Annotated in this window: 14 protein-coding genes; 7 read left to right on the top strand and 7 right to left on the bottom strand. The window is 61.9% G+C overall.

Annotated features, from left to right (window positions below; all coding sequences use genetic code 11):
- Positions 1-13: 13 nt before the first annotated feature.
- The gene (locus AB4Y44_RS05530; RefSeq protein WP_368698917.1) at positions 14-1,297 is read right to left on the bottom strand and encodes an MFS transporter; all 1,284 of its coding nucleotides are present in this window, start codon (positions 1,295-1,297) and stop codon (positions 14-16) included.
- Between the two features lie 399 nt (positions 1,298-1,696).
- Positions 1,697-2,782 (bottom strand): FUSC family protein, encoded by a 1,086-nt coding sequence (locus AB4Y44_RS05525; protein WP_342919734.1) that lies wholly within the window; start codon positions 2,780-2,782, stop codon positions 1,697-1,699.
- Between the two features lie 315 nt (positions 2,783-3,097).
- Between AB4Y44_RS05525 and AB4Y44_RS05520 the strand changes: the two genes are divergently transcribed.
- A complete protein-coding gene (locus AB4Y44_RS05520) occupies positions 3,098-4,108 on the top strand; it encodes a glycosyltransferase family 2 protein (RefSeq protein WP_368698916.1) in 1,011 nt (336 codons plus the stop codon).
- A gap of 8 nt (positions 4,109-4,116) precedes the next feature.
- Here AB4Y44_RS05520 and AB4Y44_RS05515 read toward each other — a convergent pair whose 3' ends face one another.
- Together AB4Y44_RS05515 and AB4Y44_RS05510 are read right to left on the bottom strand one after the other, a co-directional pair.
- A complete protein-coding gene (locus tag AB4Y44_RS05515) occupies positions 4,117-4,323 on the bottom strand; it encodes a hypothetical protein (RefSeq protein WP_368698915.1) in 207 nt (68 codons plus the stop codon).
- Between the two features lie 54 nt (positions 4,324-4,377).
- The gene (locus AB4Y44_RS05510) at positions 4,378-4,920 is read right to left on the bottom strand and encodes a hypothetical protein (RefSeq protein WP_368698914.1); all 543 of its coding nucleotides are present in this window, start codon (positions 4,918-4,920) and stop codon (positions 4,378-4,380) included.
- Between the two features lie 214 nt (positions 4,921-5,134).
- Between AB4Y44_RS05510 and AB4Y44_RS05505 the strand changes: the two genes are divergently transcribed.
- Both AB4Y44_RS05505 and argG read left to right on the top strand, forming a co-directional pair.
- The gene (locus AB4Y44_RS05505) at positions 5,135-5,818 is read left to right on the top strand and encodes a GntR family transcriptional regulator (RefSeq protein ID WP_368698913.1); all 684 of its coding nucleotides are present in this window, start codon (positions 5,135-5,137) and stop codon (positions 5,816-5,818) included.
- Positions 5,819-5,979: 161 nt separating this feature from the next.
- The gene (gene argG / locus AB4Y44_RS05500; protein WP_368698912.1) at positions 5,980-7,314 is read left to right on the top strand and encodes an argininosuccinate synthase; all 1,335 of its coding nucleotides are present in this window, start codon (positions 5,980-5,982) and stop codon (positions 7,312-7,314) included.
- Between the two features lie 236 nt (positions 7,315-7,550).
- Here argG and AB4Y44_RS05495 read toward each other — a convergent pair whose 3' ends face one another.
- The 3 genes from AB4Y44_RS05495 to AB4Y44_RS05485 form a co-directional block, all read right to left on the bottom strand.
- Positions 7,551-8,912 (bottom strand): hypothetical protein, encoded by a 1,362-nt coding sequence (locus AB4Y44_RS05495; RefSeq protein ID WP_368698911.1) that lies wholly within the window; start codon positions 8,910-8,912, stop codon positions 7,551-7,553.
- 88 nt (positions 8,913-9,000) lie between these two features.
- On the bottom strand, positions 9,001-12,693 hold the full coding sequence (locus AB4Y44_RS05490; RefSeq protein WP_368698910.1) for a type VI secretion system Vgr family protein: 3,693 nt from the start codon (positions 12,691-12,693) through the stop codon (positions 9,001-9,003).
- 376 nt (positions 12,694-13,069) lie between these two features.
- Positions 13,070-14,413 carry a replication initiation protein gene (locus tag AB4Y44_RS05485; RefSeq protein ID WP_368698909.1) on the bottom strand — a complete coding sequence of 448 codons (1,344 nt, stop codon included), beginning with the start codon at positions 14,411-14,413 and terminating at the stop codon, positions 13,070-13,072.
- Between the two features lie 1,395 nt (positions 14,414-15,808).
- Here AB4Y44_RS05485 and AB4Y44_RS05480 point away from each other — a divergent pair.
- The 4 genes from AB4Y44_RS05480 (at position 15,809) to AB4Y44_RS05465 (ending at position 25,426) form a co-directional block, all read left to right on the top strand.
- Entirely contained in the window at positions 15,809-17,017 is a 1,209-nt protein-coding gene (locus AB4Y44_RS05480; protein ID WP_028208684.1) for an AAA family ATPase, read from the top strand.
- A complete protein-coding gene (locus tag AB4Y44_RS05475) occupies positions 17,014-18,009 on the top strand; it encodes a ParB/RepB/Spo0J family partition protein (RefSeq protein ID WP_342919742.1) in 996 nt (331 codons plus the stop codon). Before AB4Y44_RS05480 ends, AB4Y44_RS05475 begins: the two co-directional genes overlap by 4 nt.
- A 2,692-nt stretch (positions 18,010-20,701) precedes the next feature.
- Positions 20,702-21,952 (top strand): exonuclease SbcCD subunit D, encoded by a 1,251-nt coding sequence (locus AB4Y44_RS05470; RefSeq protein ID WP_368698908.1) that lies wholly within the window; start codon positions 20,702-20,704, stop codon positions 21,950-21,952.
- A gap of 3 nt (positions 21,953-21,955) precedes the next feature.
- Positions 21,956-25,426, top strand: a complete 3,471-nt coding sequence (locus AB4Y44_RS05465; protein WP_368698907.1) for an AAA family ATPase — start codon at positions 21,956-21,958, stop codon at positions 25,424-25,426.
- Positions 25,427-25,561 lie beyond the last annotated feature (135 nt).

Here is a 25,561-nt window from a genome sequence, read left to right as displayed (position 1 = left end):
CGGCGCGCGCACGTTACTCGGCCTGCCCCGCTGCAGGCAAGGGCGCGGCGGGCGCAATGGGGGCGGCGGCCTCGCTGCGCCGCAGCTTCGCGGGCGCGGTTTCCTTGAGGAAGAGGCTCACCAGCACGCCGAGGAAGACAACGCCGATCGGCAGCCACAAAATGTTCTGGATACCGAAATGTGCAGCCACGAAGCCGGCGAGCGCGGGCGCCACGCCGCCGCCGAAGATTTCGCCCGCGCCCACCACGAGCCCGATCGAAGTCGAGACCATGCCGGCCGGCGCGGCTTCGGTGGCAACCGGTCCCGAGAGCAGCGAAACGAGGCCCAGCGTGAAGAACGACGCCGCGAACAGGACCGCGAAGAGCGCGAACGGCTGCGCGCCGAGACCGCGGAACACGATCAGCATGACAGCGGTGCCCACGAAGCCGATGACGCTCGCCAGGCGCCGGCCCAGCAGATCCGAAAGCCCGGGCAAGCCGAACTGTCCGACGAAACCGCCAAAACCGATTGCCGAGGCCACGACGCCCATGCGCTGCGTATCGAGCGACAGGTACTGCGTGAGGTAGAGCGGCAGCATGGCACCGAGCACGAACACGCCCGTCATGGCGCAGAACAGCGCGACCATCGCCACGGGAATGTTGCGGCTGCGGAGCACGTCGCGCCAGTGGCCGCGTTCGGCGTTTGCCTCGGACACGCCTGCGTTGCGCGCAGGCGCACCTTGCGGCTCCCGGATCACGCGGTACATCAGCAAGCCGAGAATCAGGCCCGGCACCGAGACGAGTGCGAACACCCCGCGCCAGCTCATCACGCCCAGCAACTGCGTGGCGATGATCGGCGAAAGCGCGAGCCCGAACAGCGCGAAGCCGCTTTGCTGAAGCCCGAGATTGAAGCCGCGGCGCTTCGGGTGCGAGGCGTCGGCCGTGGCAGCGAAGCTGGTCGGGCAGAACGAGCCTTCGGCCACGCCCATCAGCGCGCGCATGGCCAGCAGGCTCGCAAAGCCGCCTGCGAGGCCCGAAAAGCCCGAGAGCAGTGAGAACGCGATGATCGCCGGAATCAGCACCTTGCGCCGGCCCACCTTGTCGGACATGCCGCCCATGACCGCCGCGAACACGCCCCACGAAAGGCCGAGTATGCCGATGCAATTGCCGACATCCTGCGCATCGAGGTTGAGGTCTTTCATGATGGACGGGAACAGCGGCGCGATCAGCCAGCGGTCGAGGCCCACGAGGCCGAAGCCCAGCGCCAGCAGCGTCACGGCCTTCCATTCGTAGGCCGAGTCCCATGTGTTCGGTTTCATCTCTGTCTCCTTGGGCCGGCCGGATGCCGCGCCACTCGTTCATGGTCGAAAACGGGTGTGCGACGCGACGTGCGCCACTGCGCGGGACGCCGTCGACATCGACGACGCAAAGATAGTCGCAGGCGCGGCGTAATCAGTACCGGATAACGCCCGAATACGTCATTCGCGGATCGCGAACAATCGGGCGCGCAAGGCCGGCGGGCACGGCAGCCGGGACGCTGCGAGCGGGGCGCGCCACGCGCTGCGCCGCGGCACGCCCACCCCAGGACAATTACGGGTAGACGCTCGCCGGCGCGGCGGGCGGTAGGCATTCAATGCATCAGTTGCACGAGCCTGAGGAATCTGCAGGCCGCCGCCGCGCGGATGGCGGGGAAGGTCCGCGAGGAATGAGCGCGGCGCTCACGCTTTGCGCAAGTGCTCGGTATGCATGTCGCTCAAACGGCTCAGCAGGATGCCGTAACCGGTCAAATGCCCGAGATAGACGCTCGTGAACACGCCCGTGGCGGGCAGCGCTTCGACGAGCGCATGCAACTCCTTGCGAGTCAGCGGGGCCACGAGCAGAGCTGGGCGTTCCACCCGCAGGTCGGCCTGTGACGCCAGTTGCCGGTGCACGTCCACGAGGCGCGCGAGGCCGCGCCGGTATGCCTCTTTCCATTGCGCATCGAGCGCCTCGTATTGCGCGTTGAACGTGTCGAGCGTTTCGAGGAAGCCGACGATCGAATCGAACAGCTCGTGGTAGCACGCGAACAGCGGCAGGCGATCGCGATTGCGCTTCAGATGCGCCGACACCCACGACTGCTCGAGGTCCGACTTGAGGAGATCGTGCGCCTGCTTCAGATTGCTGCTCGACACCCGCAGCGCGGCCGTCGCCGATTTCAGTTTCGCGCGGTCCAGCGTTTTCGTGGCGACCTCGGTGAGCAAGGCTTCGGCCTGCGCGTTGCCGTCGTTCACGAGCGTATTCGCCCAGAAGCCGTGATCGGGCGGAAAGGCAATCTGCTGGATGATGAAACCGAGCAGCATGCCGAGCACCACGCCGATCAGCCGCTGCTCCAGCAGCGGGATGTGCTCGCCCGTGTAGAGCACGAGCGTCATCGGCACGGTGATGCTCGTCATCTGGAACACCGAAGGCCGGATCCGTACGATCGTGAAGATCACGAGCGGCAGCAGGATCACGCCCAGCCACAGATGCGGCGCGGTCAGCCAGATCAGCAGCGTGCCGATCGGCATCGCCACGAGGTTCGACATCACGCGCTTGTGGAAGTAACCGCGCGCCGCCGAGATGGAACTGCCGAGCGCGAGCGTGAGCATGGCCGAGCCGGAGAGCGCAACCGCCGCCTCGGGGTACCCGCACGCGTACGGAACGCCGAAGCCGATCCACATGCCGAGCGTGAGCTTCGTGTATTTCGCGAGTTCGGAGAGGGAAAAGCGTGCGAGCGCACGGCGAAACGGCGTGAGCGGTTTGTGGGCGTAGGAGATGGTGGCCATGGATGCCGTCGGTCGTTTCAGGCGGAGCGCCAATGTTAACGCGAATGCCATGACTGTTCCGGCACTCAGACCCTGCTCGACGACTTCCCGATTATTTTGCGGCCCGGATTTTCTTTCCGATTCGTAAGACCAATCCTCGGCACTTTGTGCGGATGCCCGCCGCTTGGGGCTTCGTGCGCAAGGCGCATTCCTTGCGAATTATTTTCAATTTCTTTCGCGTTTTGTTCCTTTACCGTCATGTCCAACGGATGAAGTTCGCATTACGAACCCGCCTTTGCGAACGTCTCCGCATCCCTCAAGCACTGGGGTCTGCCCATGACGACAACAACGAAGGTCTCCATTTGCCTGCCGACGTACAACCGGCCTGAACTGCTGGTTCGCTGCATCGACTCATGTCTCATGCAAACGCATGGGAACATCGAGATCGTGATCGGCGACGACTCGAGCGACGATCGCACGCAGCAGCTGGTCGCCTCGCGTTACGGCAACGACCCGCGCATCGCCTACCGGCGCAACGTGCCCGCGCTCGGCCAGGCGCCCAACGTGGCCAGCCTCTTCGAGCGCGCGAGTGGAGACAAGATCCTCCTGATCCACGACGACGACTATCTGCTCGTGCACTGCATCGAGAAGCTGCTCGCGCAGTGGGAGCGTTATCCGGATCTGGAAGTCGCGTTCGGCGATCAATACGAAACCGATCATGACGGGCGTATCATGCACGCGGCCAGCGAACGCATGAACATCGCATATCACCGTACGGCCAGCGCCGCGGGACTGCAACACCCGCCGGGCCGCGTGGGCATCGTGCAGATGTTCCCCAACAACGGCTGGCTCGCCAATGCGGCGCTCGTCAAGCGCATCGGCTACGACGACCACTACGGCACCTGCTGCGATTACGTTTTCGGCACGCGCCTGTGCCTCGCCGCAAAGCGCGTGTGCTATGTGAACGAATACGTCTCGTGCTATCGCATCACGGACGTTTCGGTATCCCAGGCGACGCGCACGAGCATCAATGCGTCATCGATCTCGGCGTGGCGTTTTCTCAACAGCCTCACGTTGCCGCGCGAACTCGAACCGGCTCGCAAGCTTGCCATGCGCCGGCTCGTACCGATCGTGGTCTCGCTGCTCGCGCGCAATCGCGAGGCGCGCGCCGGGCTCCAGCTCGCGCTCGGCAATCTCTACGCGTACCGGTTCGGCTTCAGCCCGCGACTCTACTACCATCTGCTCATGATCTGGAAAGCCACGCGGCGGCCCGGCACGGAGTCCGTCGCCCTGTTGGGCCTGAAGGACGAGCAGGTCGTGGATACGTCCCGAACGCGCATGCCGTAGCGAACGCATCACGCCGTGAACTGCGGCCGCAGATCGGCCATGTTCGCGAACGACACCGCGCCCTTCACGAGCGCCAGCGCCACCATATGGGCGCAATTGACGTCGGGCATCGCGCTCTCGCCGACAATGCCGATGGCGTCCGGCGGCACCCTCACCACCACCGTGCGCACCTTGTCCGGCGTGAGCTGATATTGCCCGCAGCGTGAGCAAGGCATCGAGCGGCGATTGAATCGGATAGCCCACCGAATACGTCTTGATCGCTGTTTCCATCACGAAAAAGTTCGAAGTCGTCGGTCTCGTCGGAGTGTGCGCACATGGCGTTGGCGAGCGCGGCGTTCACCGTGCTCGTGCGCAGGTCCGAGGCGACGACTGATGAGTTGCATGCCGATGCCCACGCCCGCCACGAAGCGCAAGGCGTCCATGCCGAGCGGCGAATGCTGGAAGGCGGCGATGATGCTCGCCACAGAGTACGTCAGCATGGCGAACGTGAACACGATGCGCCGGCCGATGCGGTCGGTGATGCCGCCCAGCGCCGCCGTGCCGACGAACATGCCCGCGAAGAACGAGCCCAGAAAGCTGGCGAAGCCGTTCACATCGAAGAGCCCGGCCGTGGTGGCGCGGTACAGGCCGCTGTGGATGAGGCCCAGCGAGATATAGGCCGGCATGAACATTTCGTAGAACTCGAACCATCCGCCCACCGCGATGCGCGCGACGAGCCCGCGGAAGTACCGCGTGGGCGGCAGCCGGTCGAGCCGCGCCGAGACACTCGCCTCGACGTGCGTTGAGCCGGCAATCTCAGTTCCCATGTACATGGCGTCTCCTTGCCTGACGGGTAGTCGACTTGGATTACGCTTTAGTGTCGACAGTTATATTCAATATATGGCGAATTTCCGCTTTTCTCAGAGACATTCTCGCCTGAGTGTATACATTTAAGTAAGCGACCTGCGACTTCGAAGGCGAAGCAGGCATCGGATTTGTTACAATTGGCGGCGCTGCGCCCGGTCGCGGCGCCTCGGGGGAAAGCGCATGGATGAAGATGTCGGCGTAATGGCCGCCCCGGACACGGGCGAGCAGTCGAGCGTGGCCGAGATCGTCGACTGGGTGGCGCGCGGCATCATCGAAGGCCGGCTGCGTCCCGGCGACGACCTGAATTCGGTCGATCTCGCCAAACGCTTCGGCGTGAGCCGCACGCCCGTACGCGAGGCGCTTTTCGCGCTCACGCGCGAAGGACTCGTCGACTGGTCGCCGCGCCGCCGCCCGCGCGTGGCCGCCATGCAGTTGAAGGAAGTGCGCGAGATCTACGCGCTGCGCGCCCTGCTTTACGGCCAGGTGTCGCTCGCGATCGTCGAGCACGCCACGGACGAGGACATCGCCGCGCTGTGGCGCGCGCATGGCAAGCTCGCCGAAGTCGCGGCAAAGGGTGACGTGGACGGCTATTTCTGGGCCAACGTCGCGTTTCGCGACGAGGAACTGCGTGTGAGCCGCAACGGCATCTTCAAGGAGGTGCTGGACTCCATGCGTATGCGCACGAACCGCCTGCGCCACCTGAGCACCTCGCTGCCGGGCCGCCTGCAGCGCTCCTGCACCGACCATCAGCGGCTGTGCGAGGCGTATGCCGAGCGCGATGGCGTGCTGGCCGCGGCGCTGAACCGGTCGATCGTGATGGGTGCGCTGCGTGCCATCGAAGCCGCCTGGGACAGCCTGCGCTGAGCAAGCGCCCTCGCTGCGCCCCTTTTTATTAACGCGGAGGCCGCGTCGAACGGGGCCTGTGGCCCTCCCTGCCAGGCTTGCCGAAAGGCCGGGGATACAACATACTTGACGATTCGACCGAATTCCTTCCGCATTCTCGTTCTACCGGGTTCTTTCTCATCATGAGCACAATTCTTGAAAGCCTTCCGACCGGCCAAAAGGTCGGTATCGCCTTCTCCGGCGGCCTCGACACCAGCGCCGCGCTGCACTGGATGAAGCTCAAGGGCGCCGTGCCTTACGCCTACACGGCGAACCTGGGCCAGCCCGACGAAGACGACTACGATTCGATCCCGCGCCGCGCGACCGAATACGGCGCCGCCGGTGCACGCCTGATCGACTGCCGCGCGCAACTCGTGGCGGAAGGCATCGCCGCCCTGCAATGCGGCGCGTTCCACATCTCGACGGCCGGCGTGACGTACTTCAATACGACCCCGATTGGCCGCGCCGTGACGGGCACGATGCTCGTGGCGGCGATGAAGGAAGACGGCGTCAACATCTGGGGCGACGGTTCGACCTACAAGGGCAACGACATCGAGCGCTTCTACCGCTATGGCCTGCTCGTCAATCCGGACCTGAAGATCTACAAGCCGTGGCTCGACCAGCAGTTCATCGACGAACTGGGCGGCCGCTCGGAAATGTCGGAATTCATGCGCCAGTCGGGCTTCGAATACAAGATGTCGGCCGAGAAGGCCTATTCGACCGACTCGAATCTGCTCGGCGCAACGCACGAAGCGAAGGACCTCGAAAGCCTGGAAAGCGGCATCAAGATCGTGAACCCGATCATGGGCGTGGCGTTCTGGCGCGACGACGTCAAGATCGACCGCGAAGAAGTGACGATCCGCTTCGAGGAAGGCCAGCCGATCGCGCTGAACGGCCAGACGTTCCCGAACGCCGTGGAACTGCTGCTCGAAGCGAACCGCATCGGCGGCCGTCACGGTCTGGGCATGAGCGACCAGATCGAAAACCGCATCATCGAGGCGAAGAGCCGCGGCATCTACGAAGCCCCGGGTCTGGCGCTGCTCTACATCGCCTATGAGCGCCTCGTGACGGGCATCCACAACGAAGACACCATCGAGCAGTACCGCGAGAACGGCCGCCGTCTGGGCCGCCTGCTGTACCAGGGCCGCTGGTTCGACCCGCAGGCCATCATGCTGCGTGAAACGGCCCAGCACTGGGTGGCGCGCGCCATCACCGGCGAAGTGACGATCGAACTGCGTCGCGGCAACGACTACTCGATCCTCAGCACGAAGTCGGACAACCTCACGTATCAGCCGGAGCGTCTGTCGATGGAGAAGGTCGCCTCGACGTTCTCGCCACGCGACCGTATCGGCCAGCTGACGATGCGTAACCTCGACATCACCGACACGCGCGAGAAGCTGCGCGTGTACTCGAAGGTGGGTCTGCTCGCGCCGGGCGCGGCTTATACACTGCCGCAGCTGAACGACGAGAAGAAGTAAGGCGTCGTCGCTTAAGGAAGAAAGGGAAGGCACTGCGCCTTCCCTTTTTTTATGTCTGCGCGGGTTTGCGACTGGCGTTCGAGTTACCCACAGATTTTGTTGGCAAGGCTGGGGACAACCTGGGCCCAACCGGACCAACCTCCTGTCGCATAAGGGTTTTCGGGCGACGCGTGGCGGCAGGGCTCAACCGTTTCGTCGTGGATGCTGCGGGGCACGTCACGCGGGACGCGCAACCGTCAGAGCCCCAGCCATTCCCATGTCGTCCCCTCGTCAACCGGCATGCGCTCTCCCCGGGTGCGGGTCACAATGCGCGCGAGGTCGTAGCTGTACTGCCAGTCGCGCGTCGCCGTACGCGCAAGCCATCGGCCGCTGCGTGGGCAGGCAGCGCCAGGGTCACACGAGTGCTCGGTGCCTGCGATGAGGTCGGGCGACCATGGCTTGACGGGTGTCGGCGCGCTGCCCGCCCATAGCCACTGCACCGGCTTGTTCAGCTCGGCGCCGGAGGCGGACTCCGTGAACATCTTCACGCTTTCCGTGGGCGCTACGTCCCCACTCTTGAAGGGCCTGAGCTGGAGACTGTGAATCGGCATACCACCGCTCTTTTGCACGGCGCGGTACAGGCCGTCCTCGGCAAAGGTTTCGCCGGGCTTGACCGGTTGCCACGACATGTCCTCGCGGTGCTTCGCTTCCCACTGTTCGCGCTCCTGGGGCGTTGCGGGGTAGTCGCGGTCGAACGTGATGCGGGTTTTGACCGCCCTAAAATCTACTTGCGATGACAGCCCCCAACCATCGCCTTCGAATGCGATTCTCATGAATGCAATTCCTGAGAACTCGAACTCCCCCTTCGAAGCTCTGTAATCGGGCTTCGTCTGAAACGTAAGCACTTTGCTATCCCCGGGACTCAGTAAAACGACTCCATCCTGAAACTCGTCCCGGTTAATCAGCTTTTGACCGCCCAAAGCAAAGCCCCACGATTGCTTTGCCTCGTCACGCATACCATTCTTATTAAATTTCGCAATCGCACCGGAACCTAAACGACCGTCTATAGACGTCCCGCCCCATTGATCCGGTGTCTTAAACTTGATCCATCCATTTCCAGAATTTACGAAGCAAACGGACACAATATATCCATCTTTACCGTGCTCAACCTTGCAGGTAGAGAAATCAAGTTTGATAAGCTTCCGTCCCTCCACCCACGCCCGCTCCGAAAGTCTGAATGGCGTATCAAAAATTTCGCGATTAAATCGCTCGGGAATCGTCCGTATAGAGCCACTCCGATTCACGACTTTCCCGTCTTCAAGACAGGTAACCCTGAACGTGGCGGGTGGATCATAGGTTTCTGGGCCGCCAGTCTGAATATCTTTGTCGCACAATGCCTGCGCTACAGCCTTCAACTCCTGCAAATCCACGCTTTGTACGTTGAGCATAAAGGTACCAATACCCGTCTGCGAGTCCTCGTTAACCGTATCTCCCGTGGCAAAATAAAACCTCCCTTCGCCGTCAAAACTCATCTGCCTTGACCCGTACTCAAGGCCGCCGGACCACGACAGAGAAAAGCTACCAGGTTTTGGAGCGCTACCATTTGTCTCAATAGCCATCGCCGGCTTCCCTCCCATGGCAAACAAAATCAACGATGCATACAACATCCTACATATTTGAATCGCATTCCTTCGTATCGCATCCATGCTACTCGTGCTTCCGCAACGTTTGATGGCCGCCCGAAGGTTTGGCCGGTCCACCGCTCGCCGCGTTGTCCTTCGCCTTTACGGTGGCAGGCGCAACCGGATATCCGACCCGCCACGACTTGTTGGTGTGAGCCGAAAACCATCTGCGAATGTATTCAAGGTAATAGGGTGAAGTCGTTGCCGTGGGGAGAGCGCACCCACCACCCATAAGATTCGTGGCGGTCTCGATGATCCAGAAGTTATTCTTGTTTTTGTTTGCATCGGCACGCTCGAAATCTATGTCCTTGCCGTCCCTGACATATATCGAATGCACGAACCCGCCTTGCTCCCAATATTCGTCAGGGAAGTTAAACAGATGCCCTGTCTCGTGTGCTTTCGTTTGAGTTACCTTTGGCACATTCCCGGCACCGCTGTTATCGAGCTCGTATTCCGATTCCGGCCAATTCCTCGCATCCGCTCGCTTAGTCGTCGGGAAAATATTAATAACGATGTTCGGATTTAGTGCCGAGGCATCGGCCTCCCTCGTAACATGCACGTCCACGCAAAACTTCACCGCAATCCGGCAACCACACGCGCCACCCTTCTGACATCCATCGAGAATCAGCTTGTAGTTCCCCTGATTCAGCGTTTTCTCGATCATGTTTTTGTACGTCGAAGCATCGACTTCTGCCGGATCACGCTCTACCAGCATTAGCCCCTGCGCAGCAAAAGTCTTGCGAGAGTTCGCTCCGTTTTTAAAAGTCTCATACTGCACGACCGCGTAGTTGTTCTTCTCATCACGCAGCGGTTCCCCGGTTGAGGGATTCATTCTGACCAGCAACTTTGGCGCCAATACCGTAACGACTTTTGCGGTCAACGTCTTACTGCTGGAGTCGTAACTGAACTGACACGTCGTGGTATCCGTCCCAGAGCACATTACTGGATCATCGCCATCCTTAATACGCTCGGTTCTAGTCCAACCATATTTCTGGTAGGCCGGCGTCTCCCGTTCCATGCGGGCGAACTCCGTGAAATCCGGCAGCCTCCAGTCGCATGGCGCTGGACTCTGCAACTGGATCGGATCGGGAGCGACACAATACTGGTTGGCGTTGTCGGGGTCGTTAACAACCAATCCGCCGTTACCTGCCAGACCACCTGAGGAACCCGTCGAGTTCGGTAGCTGCTGCGTCTGAGCTAGCGGCTGCGCGCCCTGCAACCCTCCGCCACCCGCCGAGGCCATAGACCCCGCATCCTGCGACGGCGCAGGTGGCACCGCTCCCCTATTCGTCAGCGCCTGCCATTGCGCCGGGAGTGGCGCAGGTGCCGGCGGTGGCACCACGAACTTCGGATTGGTCCGCCACACCTCGCAGTCGGTCGTGTACGGCACGAACTTCGGCGCGAACGCCGTGCCGCCCAGGTCCATCTGCGCGGGACCGGTGCCCTTCACGCTGGTTGTCCGGAACAGCACCCCGCCGCGCGAGCCGATCTCGACGCCTTCCCCGCTCAGTTTCACGTAGGTGCCGTTCACGTTGAGGATGATCTCCTTCGCCGCCTTCACGTGAACCGCGCCGCTGACTGACTCGATCGTCATGCCTTCCTGCGAGGCGAGCTGCATCCTGCCACGCTGGGCCTGCGCCACGAAGTCGCCCGCCGCCGTGATGAGGCTCAGGCCCTTCTGCGTGAACAACGACAGCAAGTCACCTGCCGCCACCGTGAACCGCCTGAGCGTGCTGAAGTGGATACCCTTCTTCGCCGTGCCGATGATCGAGCCATCGGCGGCAAGCTGCACGCCATCGCCCGACGCCACTGCGACCGGCCCAGGCCCTGTCATCAGCACGCCAGGCTTCTCCAGGCCCTTGAGTCCCGCGTTGATGCCCTTCTGCGCGGTAAGGTCGGCGGGCGTGGCCTTCGACGCTTCGGCGGAATCAGCAAGTGACTTGCTCATCGCCTGGTGATCGTTCAGTTGCGCGACCGTCTCGTCCATCGCGAGCACCTTCCCGCTGCCGCCCGCCTGGTTGTAGGCGGTGACCATCACGCCAGCGCCACCGCGGCTGACAAGGTGACCCCCGGTACGCAGTTCCGCCCCCTCACCCCGCCTGTTCAGGTCGCGGTCGGGGATGAAGCCCAGGTTGAGCTGCGAGCGGCCCGCGTGCTCCGTGCCCAGTTCGATGCCCTGCTGCTGCTCCCAGTCGTCAAACCACAGCTTGTTGCCCGAACGTGTGCGTATCTCGCTGCGCGACATGCGACGGCGTGAGCTGTTGATGAGGTCCGGGTTTTGGGCATTCGGAATGAAGGCCACGGCAACCGGCTTGTTGGGATTCCCTTCGAAAAATCCCGCGATACCGAAGTCGCCATCCACCGGCGGCAGGTTCATGCCCGAGTGGTCGCGGCTGGCGAAGGGCCTGGCCATGCGTAGCGGGATACTCTCACCGCCCTTCGGCCAGTTGCCGAAGTCGCAGTGAAAGCGCACGACAATGCGTCCTTGCGCGTCCAGGTAGGGGTAGGTGTAGTGGTTCGGCGAGGTCACCGTGAACCCCAGCGTATGCACGCGGGGCCACTTCGACTCGTCTATCGGTAAGCGGTAAGGCCGGTTGGCAGGAATCGCCTGGAAGGTGTTGCGGTAATTCTGGTTGCGCGCCCCACGATGCACGACCTTCGAGACGAACAGGCCCTCCTTCGCGTCAAGCGTGCCGTCTGCGGTCCCGGCCAGCGTATCGGGCTGCACGATGCAACCCGGCCTGATCGAGGGCATCGTGGACTTCCCCCTGCAGGTGACCTGCTGCGCGCGCGCCGCCTCGTGCCGCAGCGTCGCCTCGCGCTTCGCCCCTGCCTCGTCGCCGTGATGCGTGCCCCACACCATGGGCGTGCCCATGGTCGTGTCGTCAGGCGGCTCCGTGCCGAACTCGTCGCGCGCACGCCCCTCCTCGCGGAAGATCATCGCGTGGTTGTCGGCGCTGTAGTCCGCGACGATGAACGACTCGGGAATGGTGCGGGTCCTCACCTTCAGCGAGTAGATCGACTCCTCGAACGTATGCAGGCCCGACGGAGGACGGTCCTTCAGTGAGATGGCCGGGCGCGTGTAACCGTCGATGTCATCGGCAATGACCACCACCTCGCCGTGCCGGTCCTCCTCGGTGAACGTGAACAGCCCGGCCTGCTCCATCTCCAGCCGACAATACGCCCAGTCGCCCATGTTGTACTGGAAGCGGAACGGGTGTACCGGATGCTGCCGGCGCAGACGCTGCACCACGCGAATCCAGGGCCGCACGGCATTGCGCTCGATGACTTCCTGGATAATGTCGGCGGACGTCTTGCCCTGGTATGTCGCGCAGTTGCTGGGGCCGTCCAGCACCGCAAGATGCTGGCGGACTTCGACACGATAGGTGCAGCCATCACGCGACCTCGACACCGACTCGAAGCGCGAGACAAATCCCGCGAACTTGCGGAGCACCGCCCCCTCGTCGACCTGGAAGCTGAACCTGGCCAGCTGGCCCAGGATATCCCGGCGCGCCACCGGCCCCGCAGTCGAGACCAGCGCCCTGATCCGGTACGGCTGGCAGCTCTCCTCGCGAACGTCCCACTCGACCACCGACAACGCGGGCGCGCGCCGCTCGCTGCGTTCATCGCGCTCGTACCTGCGAGCCTTGAGGATGATGTCCAGATGCGCCGACTGGCGGCCCGTGACCAGTCTCACCGGTTTGCCCGACTCCGCCACGGACACCCTCCTGTTCTGTAATCCCGACTAGATCACGAGCTAAGTTTCACCCAGGCAGGCGAAACCAGCACTCGGACGCGTCTGAAAAAATCACAGGGGATGACTGATGTGATGCTTCGGCACCCGCGTGCCGATCGCCGCAGCGCCTTTGCTAAATCAATGAGCCACGAGCGGTATAGGGAAGACCGTGTGCGTTGCGGGTGAGTTACCCACAGATTTCGTTGACAAGCTTGTGGAGAACGCCTGGGACGAGTGCCCTAAGCCGTTGATCGACTGGAAGTTTTCCGCCACGTGAGCGCGGGAGGCAGTGACGGACTGCGAGGCCAGGCCGCAATACGCCCACCGACATATCAGCCGTAGAGCGTATTGAAGACACTCACTGCGCGGCAAGTTGCTTCATCTTCCCGTAGACGAATTGCCCGAAATACCACGAGAGATCGGAGTGGTTGAGGATATTCACGTCGGAGAGCGCCCCCGCCTCGAGCTTCAGGCGGCGCAGCATGAGCTTGCCGGCCTGCGAGGCGATGTAGAGCCGCACCAGCTCCTTGCGGGTCTTCTCGTCGGCCGATTCGAAGTGCTCGCGGCCTTGCTTGACCTCCTCGTTGCGCTGCGAGCGCGCCTCTTCGTCGCGCGCCGCGATGCTCTGCTTCACCGCCGTGGTCGCCACCGTCTTCGCGGTCTCCTGAGCGGTCGCGGCCACGGCCAGCTCGCTCTGGATCGCCACCATCTTGCGCTCGGCCTCCGAGACCTGCCAGTTGTGGCTCAGCGCCTTCATCAGATAGCCCGCAGGGCTCTTGGTCACCTTGCCCTGGTTGAGCCGGAAACGCGTGTATTCGATGGCCTGCTGGATGCGCTCGTCGGTCCAGCTCATGCGATGCTCCGCGATCACGTCGAACTGCTTGTTGGAGAGGCCGAACTCCTCCTTTAGCGTGAGCAGCAGGTCGTGCGCGTCGGGCTGCCTCGATAGCAGCGCGGCGACCGTGTCCTTGCGCTTCATCCGGAAGCGGATCTTGTTGATTTTGCGCGAGGTTTCCGAGTCGGCCCGGGTTTCGTAGCTGAGGTCGATGTCGGATAGCTCATTGATCTGGCGCACCGCCGGATCGAGGTACTTGGGCCGGAAATGCTTGAACTCCGACGCGCTCGTACCGAGTTTGCCGGGCCAGCGCCGCATGACGTCGAGCTCGATCCAGTCGGTCAACCCGGCCGCCACGAAGGGCAGCACGTAGTCGTAGATCGCGCGCGCGTAGGTCTGCGAGAACGACGCCGTGATGCACAGGTTCAGCCAGTGATGCTTGTCGGGCCCGGTGATGTGGCGCAGCATGAGCGGCGGAATGCGGAACTGGATGCGCCCCTTGCCGATCTTGACGCTGCCCATCAGCTGCTCGGAAATCCACTGGTCATCTTCGCTGGGCGCGCGGTCGGGCGGCGTGTCGGTCACCTCGATCAGCACGCGTTGCGCTTCCTTGATGACGCTCTGCAAATGACGCACGTTGCGGCTCTCATAGCGCATGAGCCATTTGAAGTAGTTCAGGTCGACGTCGTAGATATCGCGCGGCGCGGGTTCCTGGGCGGCAATGAAATAGGCGGCGTCGATGAAACGGCGCGAAGACAGTCCAAGCCCATTGATGGCGACGAACACGTTGTTGCGCTGAAAACCGATCTCCCGCGTGCTCTCATTGATCGGCTGGCCGGACATCTCCTCAAAGAGACCCAGCGACATCTGCAGTGTTGTAGTCCTTCGCCCGCTCTCCTCCGACATACGCACGCTCTCCCCGTCGACATTGGCGGGCACTCTATCACTACGCAAACACAAGTCAACACAATAAACGTTACCTCAAACAGGCACCCGATTCGGCTCGCGCACAAAAAACGTACCTGATCGCACAAATATCTCTACAGCGACAGCACATAAAACGGCACCTGGCCGCACATAAAACGGTGCAGCGAGCACATAGAACGGTGCTTTTGCAGGGCAAGTGTTTGAAATGAAAGAAAACGCGTGCGTGCGTTAGTTGGTTGGTGGGTTTTTATCTTTAAGTAAACAAACAAACCCGTTGCAAAAAAGATGCTCAACGCGAAATTCGACGTGTTGTGTCTCGCGATGCGGTCAGGGAATTCAAGGTGGATTAGCTTCAAAGCCCCGTGCGTAAAGGCTCTCAGCGTTGGGGTATCTGGACTCGATCTGCCTTTTGCTCGCCGGAGCCTGTGGAAGGGTAACGATTTCTGTGCAGTTCCGATGGTCTAAAGAAGTGGTTTATGTGCAGAAGGTCTATCGAGGATCCAGGACCAGGTCGAATGCGGCGACGGGGGGCGGTGGGACGCTACACAGGGGTGACTTTCCGACGCGAGGAACGCAAGGCAACGGAATTTGTGCACGGACGGGCGACTCCGTGATAGCAACGTTTTTGTGCACATCTTGGAGGGTGGGGCTGGAGGTAACGGTTATTGTGCGGTGGCGGTGCGATGGTTCGGTCGTTCGCCGTCTGCTTGAGGTAACGAAATTTGTGCAGTTTTCTCGTGGGAAACACGTCCTGGTGGAATCGGACCGCTCGGAGATAGCGAAACGGCGGCCGCACCTCACGTGGAGCGCGAATCGGGTAACGGTTTTTGTGCAATGCGGTTGCACGGCGCGCGCGGTAAAGCTTTCTCAGCGCGTACGGTAACGGTTTTTGTGCAATTGTGCACGGCCAGACTGGGTAGCAGAAATCTGGAAGCACAAAAATCGCTACCCGGCCGCTAGATCTGACTGTGCTGGGAGTTCAGGCGGTGGAACTGCACAAAAACCGTGACCTACGCGAGGCGGATGTAAGCGATAAATCCTGCACGGAAAGATCCGCAGCTGGATTTGCACAAAAACCTCGACCGGTGATGTCGCTGCGAAGTGCTCTGGCTCCGGCGATTTGCACAAAAAATAGGCATACCGGAGGGGAAGGGCCTACAGCGGCCTTGGTGGCGTTGCCGGGTGCGCTGGTACTTTGCCCTTGGGAATGTTGCACGAGGGCAATATAGGCCGTTTTGAAGGGTCATTTTTTTTCATATCGCCCTCAATTAGTGTGTTTTCATACACTTTTGCTGTATTCTACGCTTTATCCAAATTCTGATAAAAAGCGTATTAATGGCGAAAACTATCGAATTGCCGTCGATCGATCGACGTGTGGATCTTTCCGCGATCACTGAATTTGCCGAAGAGGCCGGTCGTCTATCTGAAGAGCTTCGGGAGATGATGCTGGCGCCGCGGCCGCGAAAGATGGCGCCCACATTTACGTCCGCTCAGGTCGCAGAGATGTGCGGCATTGATCGCATCAAACTGAACAACCTGCTCGCCACCCGCGAGGGTCTCCCGCAAGGCGTGGCGCAAGGGTCCGGGCGCAGCCGGGTCTTCACCCTGCCCGAAGCGAGAACCTGGGTCCAGCAAGTTTCCGATATTTATCAGACACCGCTGCATACCGGCGTGCGCGATGCCGACGGCAAGGTGATCCTCGTTGCCAACTTCAAGGGCGGCTCGACGAAGACGACTACGACCATGTGTCTCGCCCAAGGCCTGACCTTGCGTGGTCGCAAGGTTCTGTTGATCGACCTCGATCCGCAAGCGTCGCTGACGGAACTCTGTGGTCTGTATGCCGAGAAGGAAGTGACTGAGGATAGCACGGTCCTGCCGTTCATCTACGACCCGCACATGGAAGGCGGTCTGCTCAATTTCGTGCAGGAAACCTACTGGGACGGGCTCGACGTCATTCCCGCGCACCCCACGCTGTTTTCCGCGGAGTTCCATATTCCCGGTACCGTGATCAAGAACCCGGGCTTCAAGTTCTGGGATCTGCTGCGCCAGGGCGTGGAGGTGCTGCGCAAGCAATACGACTACATCATTCTGGATACGGCGCCGTCGCTGTCATACCTCACGATCAACGCGCTCATGGCCGCCGACGCGATGGTCATGCCGCTCGTGCCCGAAAGCCTGGACTTCATTAGCTCGGTGTCGTTCTGGAGCCTGTTTTCGGACCTCGCGCACACGATCATGGAACGCGGCGACGAGAAGACATACGACTTCGTTTCCGTCCTGCTTTCGAAGGTCGACTACGGCAAGACGTCGTCGGCACCGGTTGTGCGCTCATGGGTGCAGCGGACTTACAAGGACTGGGTGAACGCACTCGAAGTGCCGGCCAGCTCCGCGATGAGTAACGGTGCACTCGCCATGGCTACCGTGTTCGACATCAGCAAGGGAGACCTCGCTGACAAGACGGTGGCGCGCGTGCGTCAGCCGCTGACTGATTACGTACAGTGGATCGACGATCTTTACGTAGAACAATGGAGGGCCGGCAAGTGAGTTCATTCCGCGACAAAATGGCGGCGAAGACCCGTGAACTCGGTTCGTCTTCGGAGCGGCCAGCCGCCGAACGGCCGGCAGCCGTTGCTCCGGCCGAGCCGCGCCGCAGCAGCGCATTCAAGACCGGGCCCGGCATGCTCGGCGCGTTGGCGGTGGCGCAGCAGCGCATCCAGGAACTGGAGAGCACGAGCGACAAGCTCATGCTTCCCGTGAACGCGATTCAGCCGAACCCGTGGCAGCCGCGCAAGATTTTCAGCGACGAAGGCCTTGCCTCGCTGGCTGAATCGATCCGCGAAGTCGGGCTTGTCGAGCCGGTCGTTGTCCGTCGTGCAGAGAACGGCTATCAGCTGATCGCCGGCGAGCGACGTCTTCGTGCGCACGCCCTGATTCAGGCGCAGGACATTCGTGCCTCCGTGATCGAGTGCTCCGATCAGGACATGGCAGTGCTGGCGCTGGTGGAAAACGTCGGCCGTGAAGACCTCACCGATTACGAGATCGGGCAATCGCTGCGCCGCGCCGAAAGGGAGTTTCCGACTCGCAAGCGCATGGCAGAGGCGTTGGGAATGTCACGCAAAGGCTTGTACCGCTTTTTGGCCTTTGAAAATCTGCCGGATTTCATCCGACGCGATCTTGATTTGAATCCGCGACTGCTCGGCGGGTCGGCCGCTGATGAGGTCGTTTCGGCGATCAAGAAGTTCGGCTCGGCAGGTCTTTCGGCAGCGCGCGAATTGTGGCCGGCCGTGGTCGCCCGGACGCTGGATCAAGGGAAGCTGGCCGCGGCGATCGGAGCGCAGGCCAGTCGGGGGGAATCGACCGAAAGCGTATCCGAGCGCAGCATCGAGAAGATCTTTTCGGGCAAGAGCCACGCCGGCAGCATCACCAAGGACACCAACAGCTTTACGGTGAAGCTCAAGACGGGCGTGTTGTCGGATGCCCAGGAGACGCAGATTCGGGAACTGATTAGTCAGTTGTTCAATGTGAAACCCGGCTGATTTGAGCCTCGAGGTTGTTGGTGTGGATGGGAGCCCGCTTCGGCGGGCTTTTTTTTTTTTGCGGGTTAGATTGTGTGTCGAGTTGACACACAGGCGCTCGTTGGGCGAGATCGAGGCGCGAGCGTGTGTCGAGTCGACACACGGGCAAGGCAAATCGTGGCGGGGGGCGCGGGCTATGACAATGCTGCGCACGATGCGTGGATTCCGGTTGCAGTCAGCGCGTCGAGGGTTGTTCGTTGGGAGCGGCACATCCAGACATTGGGACCGTCGACTTGCCTCGTGTGTCGAGTCGACACACAGCGGTGAAAAGGTGGTTGGCTTGCGTCGTGTCGAGTTGAGTGGTCGTCGATAACGTCAGCGTTAGTCCGACGATCGGTCGTGTGTCGACTCGACACACGACCGATGATCATGCTCGGCGAAAGACGAAACATGTAGCCGCCTCGAGTGCTCCGTCGGCGACGCACCGGTTGCCGGCGGTGTGAGGCACGCTCTAGAGCCGCGATCGGCGGTCCTCGAACTCATATGCTTTGGGTTACGCGCTGTGTCGAGTCGACACAGGCTGACCGTGGCTGCAAAGCGCGAGAGTCATGGGGCGCATATCAAGGAGCATGGGGATGACGTCATCTCCCAGCGCCTTCATCGTGCTGTGTGTGCGAGGACGATTCATCGCTTGTTCGCTCGCATGCTGACTTGCCACCCTGAGCAGTGTGTCGAGTCGACACACTGTCGCTGCTTCATCGCGGGTCGCCGCCTGAGGAGATTGCGATCCAGGACACACCTCATCAGCGGCAGGACGGGAACGAGGGATGAGGTCATCCCTCGGCTGCACACGTCGTGCGGGGTGCGGGAGCATAGTCCATCGCTCGGTTGCTGATTTGTTGGCGGAGGCGGTGTGTCGAGTCGACACACAGTCGTTGCCTCCCCGCGGTGGTGGCCTCAGGTGACCGTGATCTGGAACATGCCACGTCGGTGGCGCGCGCGGTTCGTGAGAAAGCGAATACGTCCAAAGCGCGTGGTGGCCCCTACGTGTGAAAAGGCGATCCACTCGCGCAGATGTCCCACGCGCCTGGCCGCCGCGGGTGCAATCGGACGTTGCCAGCGCGTGTGTCGTATCGTGCGCGCGCGTGTGTCGACTCGACACACCGCCGGCATATCCCAACCCACTGAGGCTCTTAATAAGGGTTACCCGCTCGCCAGTGGAAGACGAAACCGCCTCTCTGCCGCTCGGACTGAGATCAAGCTGCTTTAAGGAACTGGAGAAGTGCCATGTTCCGCATCGCCTCATAAGGAACAAGTGCTGCCGACAATCGGCGGGCACCTGCATGGTCCGATGGGCTGCATCGCACGATCCACCGGCCGCTCCTATGACTTGCAGTTGCTGGTTGCCGTATGCACCGACTGCGACGTTGCGCCAACTCCCGGGTTGACCGCCAAAGCACCGGCACAGGCAGTCGTCCACATGGCTTGGAGCCATGGCTTACCAACATCGCCGACCTCGATTTCCCCCGACACCTTCTCGGCGATGACCGCCCTTCACCCATGGGTCACAATAAAGTTCACGCCTTGCTCTCATGCTCTATCAGTGCACGAGCGACGTCAGCCAGTTGAGCCGACGTTTTGGCGGCGACGTGCGGCGCCATGTACTCTCGCGTCCGTCGCTTACGCTTTGCCTTGAGATGCCAACCCGGTTGCCTCCGGCACGGCCGACGCAGCGCCGCCCAGTAATGTTCACGTGACGCCTCTGTTCGAGAAGACCGGCAGGCCCGGCGAGCGACAGAACGGATAGCCTGTGGGTCAGAGGCGAGCCCGCTGTGCGCGGTGTGGGAGTACGCTAGTACCGATCGTCACGGTACCGTGCCACGGCGCCTGGTGTCCGCGTTCCCGCGCTGAGCTTGTTCGGTTATTCGTTGCTAAGCCGGCAAGCGACGGTAGAGCATGACTTCTCGTCACCGAATAGATCGCCTACATTCGTCCAACAGTAAGCAATACTAATGCAACTAACTATCTTATGCCGTCAATGCCGTCGACAATGAAGCGAGCGATGGCGGACGCGTGCGCCCAGTGCTGCGGCCACCTAAAAGGAGAAAGCAACGAGCGATCAGCGCTCCAACATCGAGAAAATACAGCAGAGAAGTGGAACACCACAGGTAAGCGAGCCCAGCCGCGCAGAGGCCTAAACGACGCGAACAACAGCCGCATCGCGAAAAGCCAAGCGGCGCGACGCGCCGAATCCAGCCTCAGAAAACCAACAATCCGCCGTGAAACAGTTCACTCAAAACCGAGAAATCGGCGAAACCCTTATCCCACGGTCGTTTGATGCCTGAAACAATCCAAATTCTAGTACTTGTTTCACGGGCATAACGGCTCTCCGACCCCGAAACACAGTCAGGATGGTGGCCAACGAGCTAAAACTCACCTCATCTGTGCCGATCGTATATTTCAATACGTATTTTGTAGTTCTCGAGCTTCGGGCCGAAATAATGTGCGCAGCAGCGCTTTACCCCTCGACGTTACCTGAAGCCTCTCCATCCGCGTCGATTAAAATTGGCCCCATTGCCGAGCCACATTCCAGGGCTTCGATCCGGGCCCAGTCATGCTCACATCGCCGGCGCGCATCACTTGCCGCTCACGCGATCAAGCAGCAATCGCCCTTTCTCCATTCCGCGCCCGCAAACACCATAGAGGACACGTCGTGAAGTTCATCCACGCGGCAGACCTACATCTCGACAGCCCGCTTCATGGCCTGAGCGCCTATCCCGATGCACCGGCCACCCAATTGCGCAACGCCACGCGCGAGGCGTTGCGCCTGCTCGTCGATCGGGCCATCGAAGAAGAGGTTGCGTTCGTCGTCATCGCCGGCGATCTCTACGACGGCGACTGGAAGGACCACAACACCGGTATCTTCTTCGGCCAGCAGATGGGACGTCTGCGCAAGGCCGGTATTCGCATCTTCGCGTTGTGGGGCAACCACGACGCGGAAAGCGAAATGACCAGGAAACTCACATTGCCGGACAACGTGGTGGTGTTCAGTCATCGCAAGCCTGAAACCCACGCGCTGCACGACATCAAGGTGGCGCTGCATGGGCAGAGCTTCAAGGACAAGGCCGTGGTCGAGAATCTCGCCGTGGGCTACCCGTCGCCGGTTTCCGGTTACTACAACATCGGTGTGCTCCACACCGCGCTCGAGGGCTATGCCGCGCACGCGACTTACGCGCCATGCACGCGTGCCGAATTGCACGCGAAGGGCTACGACTACTGGGCACTCGGCCACGTGCACGAATTTCAGCAGTGGGCGGAAGAGTCGACCATCGTTTTCCCCGGCAATCTGCAGGGCCGGCATATCCGCGAAACGGGGCGCCGGGGCGCCGTGCTCGTGAGTATCGAGGGCGGCCGCACGGAGGTCGAGCGTCTCTACCTCGACGCGCTGCGCTGGGAGTCGGTGCGTGTCGACGCGAGCGATTGCGAAAGCGTCGCGGATCTGTCGCGCAAGATTGGCGCTGCGCTCGAAGCGCTGCTGTCCGTCGACGCGCATGTGCCGCGCGCGGTGCGCGTGACGGTGACGGGCAGGTCGCCGGCCCATGGACTCTTTTTCGGGCGCGCCACGCAATTGCGCGCCGAAGTGCTCAATCAGATCGGCATTATCGGCAATGACAAGTTGTGGCTGGAAAAGGTCAAGCTCGAAACGAGCGCCGCCGATACGGCCGCTGCACAGAACGAGCAGATCGAAGCGATTGCCGACCTCAAACTTCTACTCGAAGCCGCCACGCAAGACGCCGAATTTCTCGCGCTGCTCGAACGCGATTTGCGCGCCTTCGTCGGCAAAGTGCGCAGCGAAGTAAAAGAAGACGCGCCACTGCTCGAACTCGCCCGCGAGGGCAAACTCGCGGCGCTGGTGGAGCAGGTCGGCCCCGCGCTGCTTGCGCGCCTTTCCACGGGAGAATGACCAGTGCGTCTCAAGCAACTCGATTTGATCAAATACGGCAAGTTCACCGATACGACCCTGCCGTTTCCCCACGCGGCGCACGATTTCCACGTCATCGTCGGGCCGAACGAAGCGGGCAAGTCCACGGTGCGGACCGCCGTGTCGGAGTTGTTGTTCGGCATGCGCCTGCAAACGCCGCTCGACTTTCTCCATAACACGCCGGAATTGCGCATTGGCGGCGTGCTGGAAAACGGCGCGGCCGAGCAACGATTTCATCGCGCGCGCGGCCGCAACTCGCTGCGCACTCCCCAGGACGACAAACTGCCCGACGACTTTCTCGCCGCATTTCTCGACGGCACGAGCAAGGAGTTCTTCGAGCAGATGTTCGGCCTCGATCATGCGCGGCTCGTTGAAGGCGGACGCAGCATTCTCGACGCGTCGGACAAACTCGGCCAGGTGTTGTTCGAATCGGCGGCGGGTGTGGGCAGCCTCGGGCCCGTGCGCGAGGAACTCGAGAATCGCGCGGCCGAACTTTGGGCTCCGCGACGCAGTGGCAGTGCGTATGCACAGGCGGAAACGTCGTTCGCCGAGGCAACGAGCGAACTGAAAGCCGCGCAGGTGCGCACGCGCGATTGGGTCGAGAAGAAAGACGCGCTCGAAGCGGTCGAACAGGCAATCGAGCGCTTGCGCGCCGAACAGCGCAGTCTCGAATCGCAGCGCTCGAAGCTCGAACGCGTGCGCCGCCTCGCTCCCTATATAGAGGAGCTTTCGCTCAAGCAGCACGAGCTGGCCGCATTGGGCGAGGTCGTCGATCTACCGCCCACTGCGCATGCCGATCTGTTGAAGGCGCAAGCCGACATCGCCGCCGAGCGCAAAGTGCAGGAAGCGCGCCAGGCCGATCTCGCAGGCAAAGAAGCGTCACGCGATGCGATCGAGCCCGATCGTGCGGCACTTGCACTCGCCGCCGAAATCGACGCGCTTGACACGCTGTGCGGCGAATGCGTCAATCATCCGCGCGAATTGCTGGTGCGTGAAACCGAGATCCGCAACCATCTCGACGCCGCATTCGCGGCTGCGGCCCAGCTAGGCTGGCCGGGTGACGAAGCCGAATTGCGCGCGGCGCTGCCTGGCGCGCTCGCGCTGAAGACGGTGACGAACCTGCTGCGCGATCACGGTCTTCGCGAGCAGGCGCTCACTACGGCACGCGAGGCATATGACGAACAGACGCGCAAGCTCGCGCAGTTGCGGGAGCAGCTTGTGCGCCTGCCCGGCATCGACGTGCCGCATGCGTTGCACGCGGCGCTCGATGATGCGCGCGAATTCCGCAACAGTGTGGCGAAGGAAAACGCGCTCGAACGCGAACTGGCGGATGCGCAGCGCACGGTCGAAGAGAAACGCCAACTGCTGGGCCAGTGGAGCAAGCCGGTGCCGGCGCTGCGCGCGATCGACCTGCCATCGGCCACGCGCCTGGCTGCCCTGCAAAAGGAAGAAAGCGAGCGCACGAGCGCGGTGGCCGCCGCGCGAGATGCGGCCGCAGCCGCACAAGAGGATATCGAGCGATTCGAATTGCAGGAGACGCATTTCACGCAGGGCAACAAGGTTGTCACGACTGCCGAAGTGCAGGCGGCGCGCACGCGCCGCGACAGCGCGTGGGACGAAGTCAGGCAGGCGCGTGTCAGTCTCGCGGATGGCGCACCCGCCGTGGACGACGCGATGCGTCTCGCCGACGAACTCGTCGACGCGCAACTCGGCACCTCGCAGGCGGCGGCTACATTGCAGAACTTGCGTCAGCAAGTCGAGACGGCGCGCGCGAATGCGCAGCGCAAGCTTGCGGCGTTGAGCGAACGCGAGCGCGAACTCGAAGCCTTTCGCAATACCTGGACGCAAATTGCCATTGACGCGCAACTGGCTGGCATGACGCTTGCGGACATGGGCGCGTGGCTCGCGAATCGCGAAGCGGCCCTCAACGCACAGAGCGAAAGCGATCGCCGCGCGAGCGAGCTTGAAGCGCGTCGAGCGGCGCGCATCGCCGCGCATGCCGCGCTGCTAGAAACCTTGCGCCCGGTCGCACAGGCAAACGAAGAGGATGCGCTGACGACGTTGATCGGCATGGCGGAAACCGTCGTGCAATCGGCACAAAAGAGCGCCGTGCAGCGCGAAGGTCTGGAAACGCAGATTCGTGACGCCGAACGCGCGAGTGAATCCGCGCAATCCCGTTTGACGATTGAACAGGACGCCTACGCAAAGTGGCAGACGCAATGGCGCGAGGCGCTCGCGCAAGCGAATCTCGGCGCACGCGCGGCGACGCTCGCGGCGGCGGAAGGCGCCGTCGAACTCGCCAATACCATTGCGGCCGCTTTTTCGGATGCCGAAGCACCCCGCAACCGCATTCGCGCGATCCGCACGCAATTAGCGATGCTGGAAACCGACGCGCGACGCCTCGCCGTGGCGCTCGCGCCCGAATGGCCCGTGTCGGGCGACGGCATCGACGTGGCGCGTCAGCTCGCGGCGCGGCTCTCAACCGCGCGCGAAACGGCGAAATCTCTCGCCCAGGCCGGTGCCGACGTGCAGGTCGCCCGCACGCGCGTAGCCGATGCCGCCGCGGCGGTAGCGGGCGCACAGGCGCGCATCGAGCCCATTCTGAAACTCGCGGGCGTGAACGAAATCGAGGCGGCATTGCCGCTCGCCGAGCGTTCCGACGTGCGTCGCGCGCTGTCGAAAGCGATCTCGGCGGCGCGGGACACGCTCGTGCGCGAAGGCGACGGACTCGAGCAGGAGGCCATCGCGGCGGAAATCGCGGAGCAGCCCATCACCGATGTGCCCGCGCTGCTCGCAACCGTGAACCAGAAACGCGAAGCCGGCGACCTTGCGTTGAGCGAGTGCCTGCAGCAGCAGGTCAGCGCGAGGCAGGCGTTCGAAGCGATCAACGGCCAGGCCAATGCCGCGCTGGCCGAAGCGAAACGCCAGGAAGCCCTGAGCGCCATGGGCGAAGCCGCCGAGCAATATCTCGAAGCCGCGACCGCGAGCCGCTTGCTTAAATGGGCAACGGATCGTTATCGCGACCAGAAGCAGGGGCCGATGCTGCGTCGCGCGGGTGAAATATTCAGCGGACTCACGCTCGGTGATTTCGCGAGGCTCGTGGTGGATAACGAACGCAATCCGCCCACATTGCACGCACGGCGCAGTAGCGGCAAAACCGTGGAAGTGAGTGGAATGAGTGAAGGCACGCGCGACCAGCTTTTTCTCGCGCTGCGCATCGCGGCCCTCGAATTGCAGCTGGTGAGCAAGGCGGCGCTGCCTTTCGTTGCCGACGATCTCTTCATCAATTTCGACGACGAGCGCGCAAAGGCCGGTTTCGCGGCATTACGGAATCTCTCCGCGAAAACCCAGGTGTTGTTTCTCACGCACCACGATCACCTTTTGCCCATGATTCGCGAGATATTCGGCGTGCAGGTCAATGTCGTCGAATTGCAGCGCGCGCCTCTCGTCGCATAGCGGTGCGAATGTTTCTCAATGAGAATTCATGGGAACCTTGTTTGCGGAACGATCAATAGTCTGATCAGGAAACATGTTTTTCACTACAATACATTCGTTTAAATTTGCCAGCGTGCGGGATTTGACTTCATAATC

Origin of the sequence: Paraburkholderia sp. BR10937 (genome assembly GCF_040965695.1) — a bacterium.
In the GTDB taxonomy this organism is placed as follows: Bacteria; Pseudomonadota; Gammaproteobacteria; order Burkholderiales; family Burkholderiaceae; genus Paraburkholderia.
The sequence above is the reverse complement of the archived record's forward strand: the minus strand, read 5'-3'. Positions and strand labels throughout refer to the sequence as shown.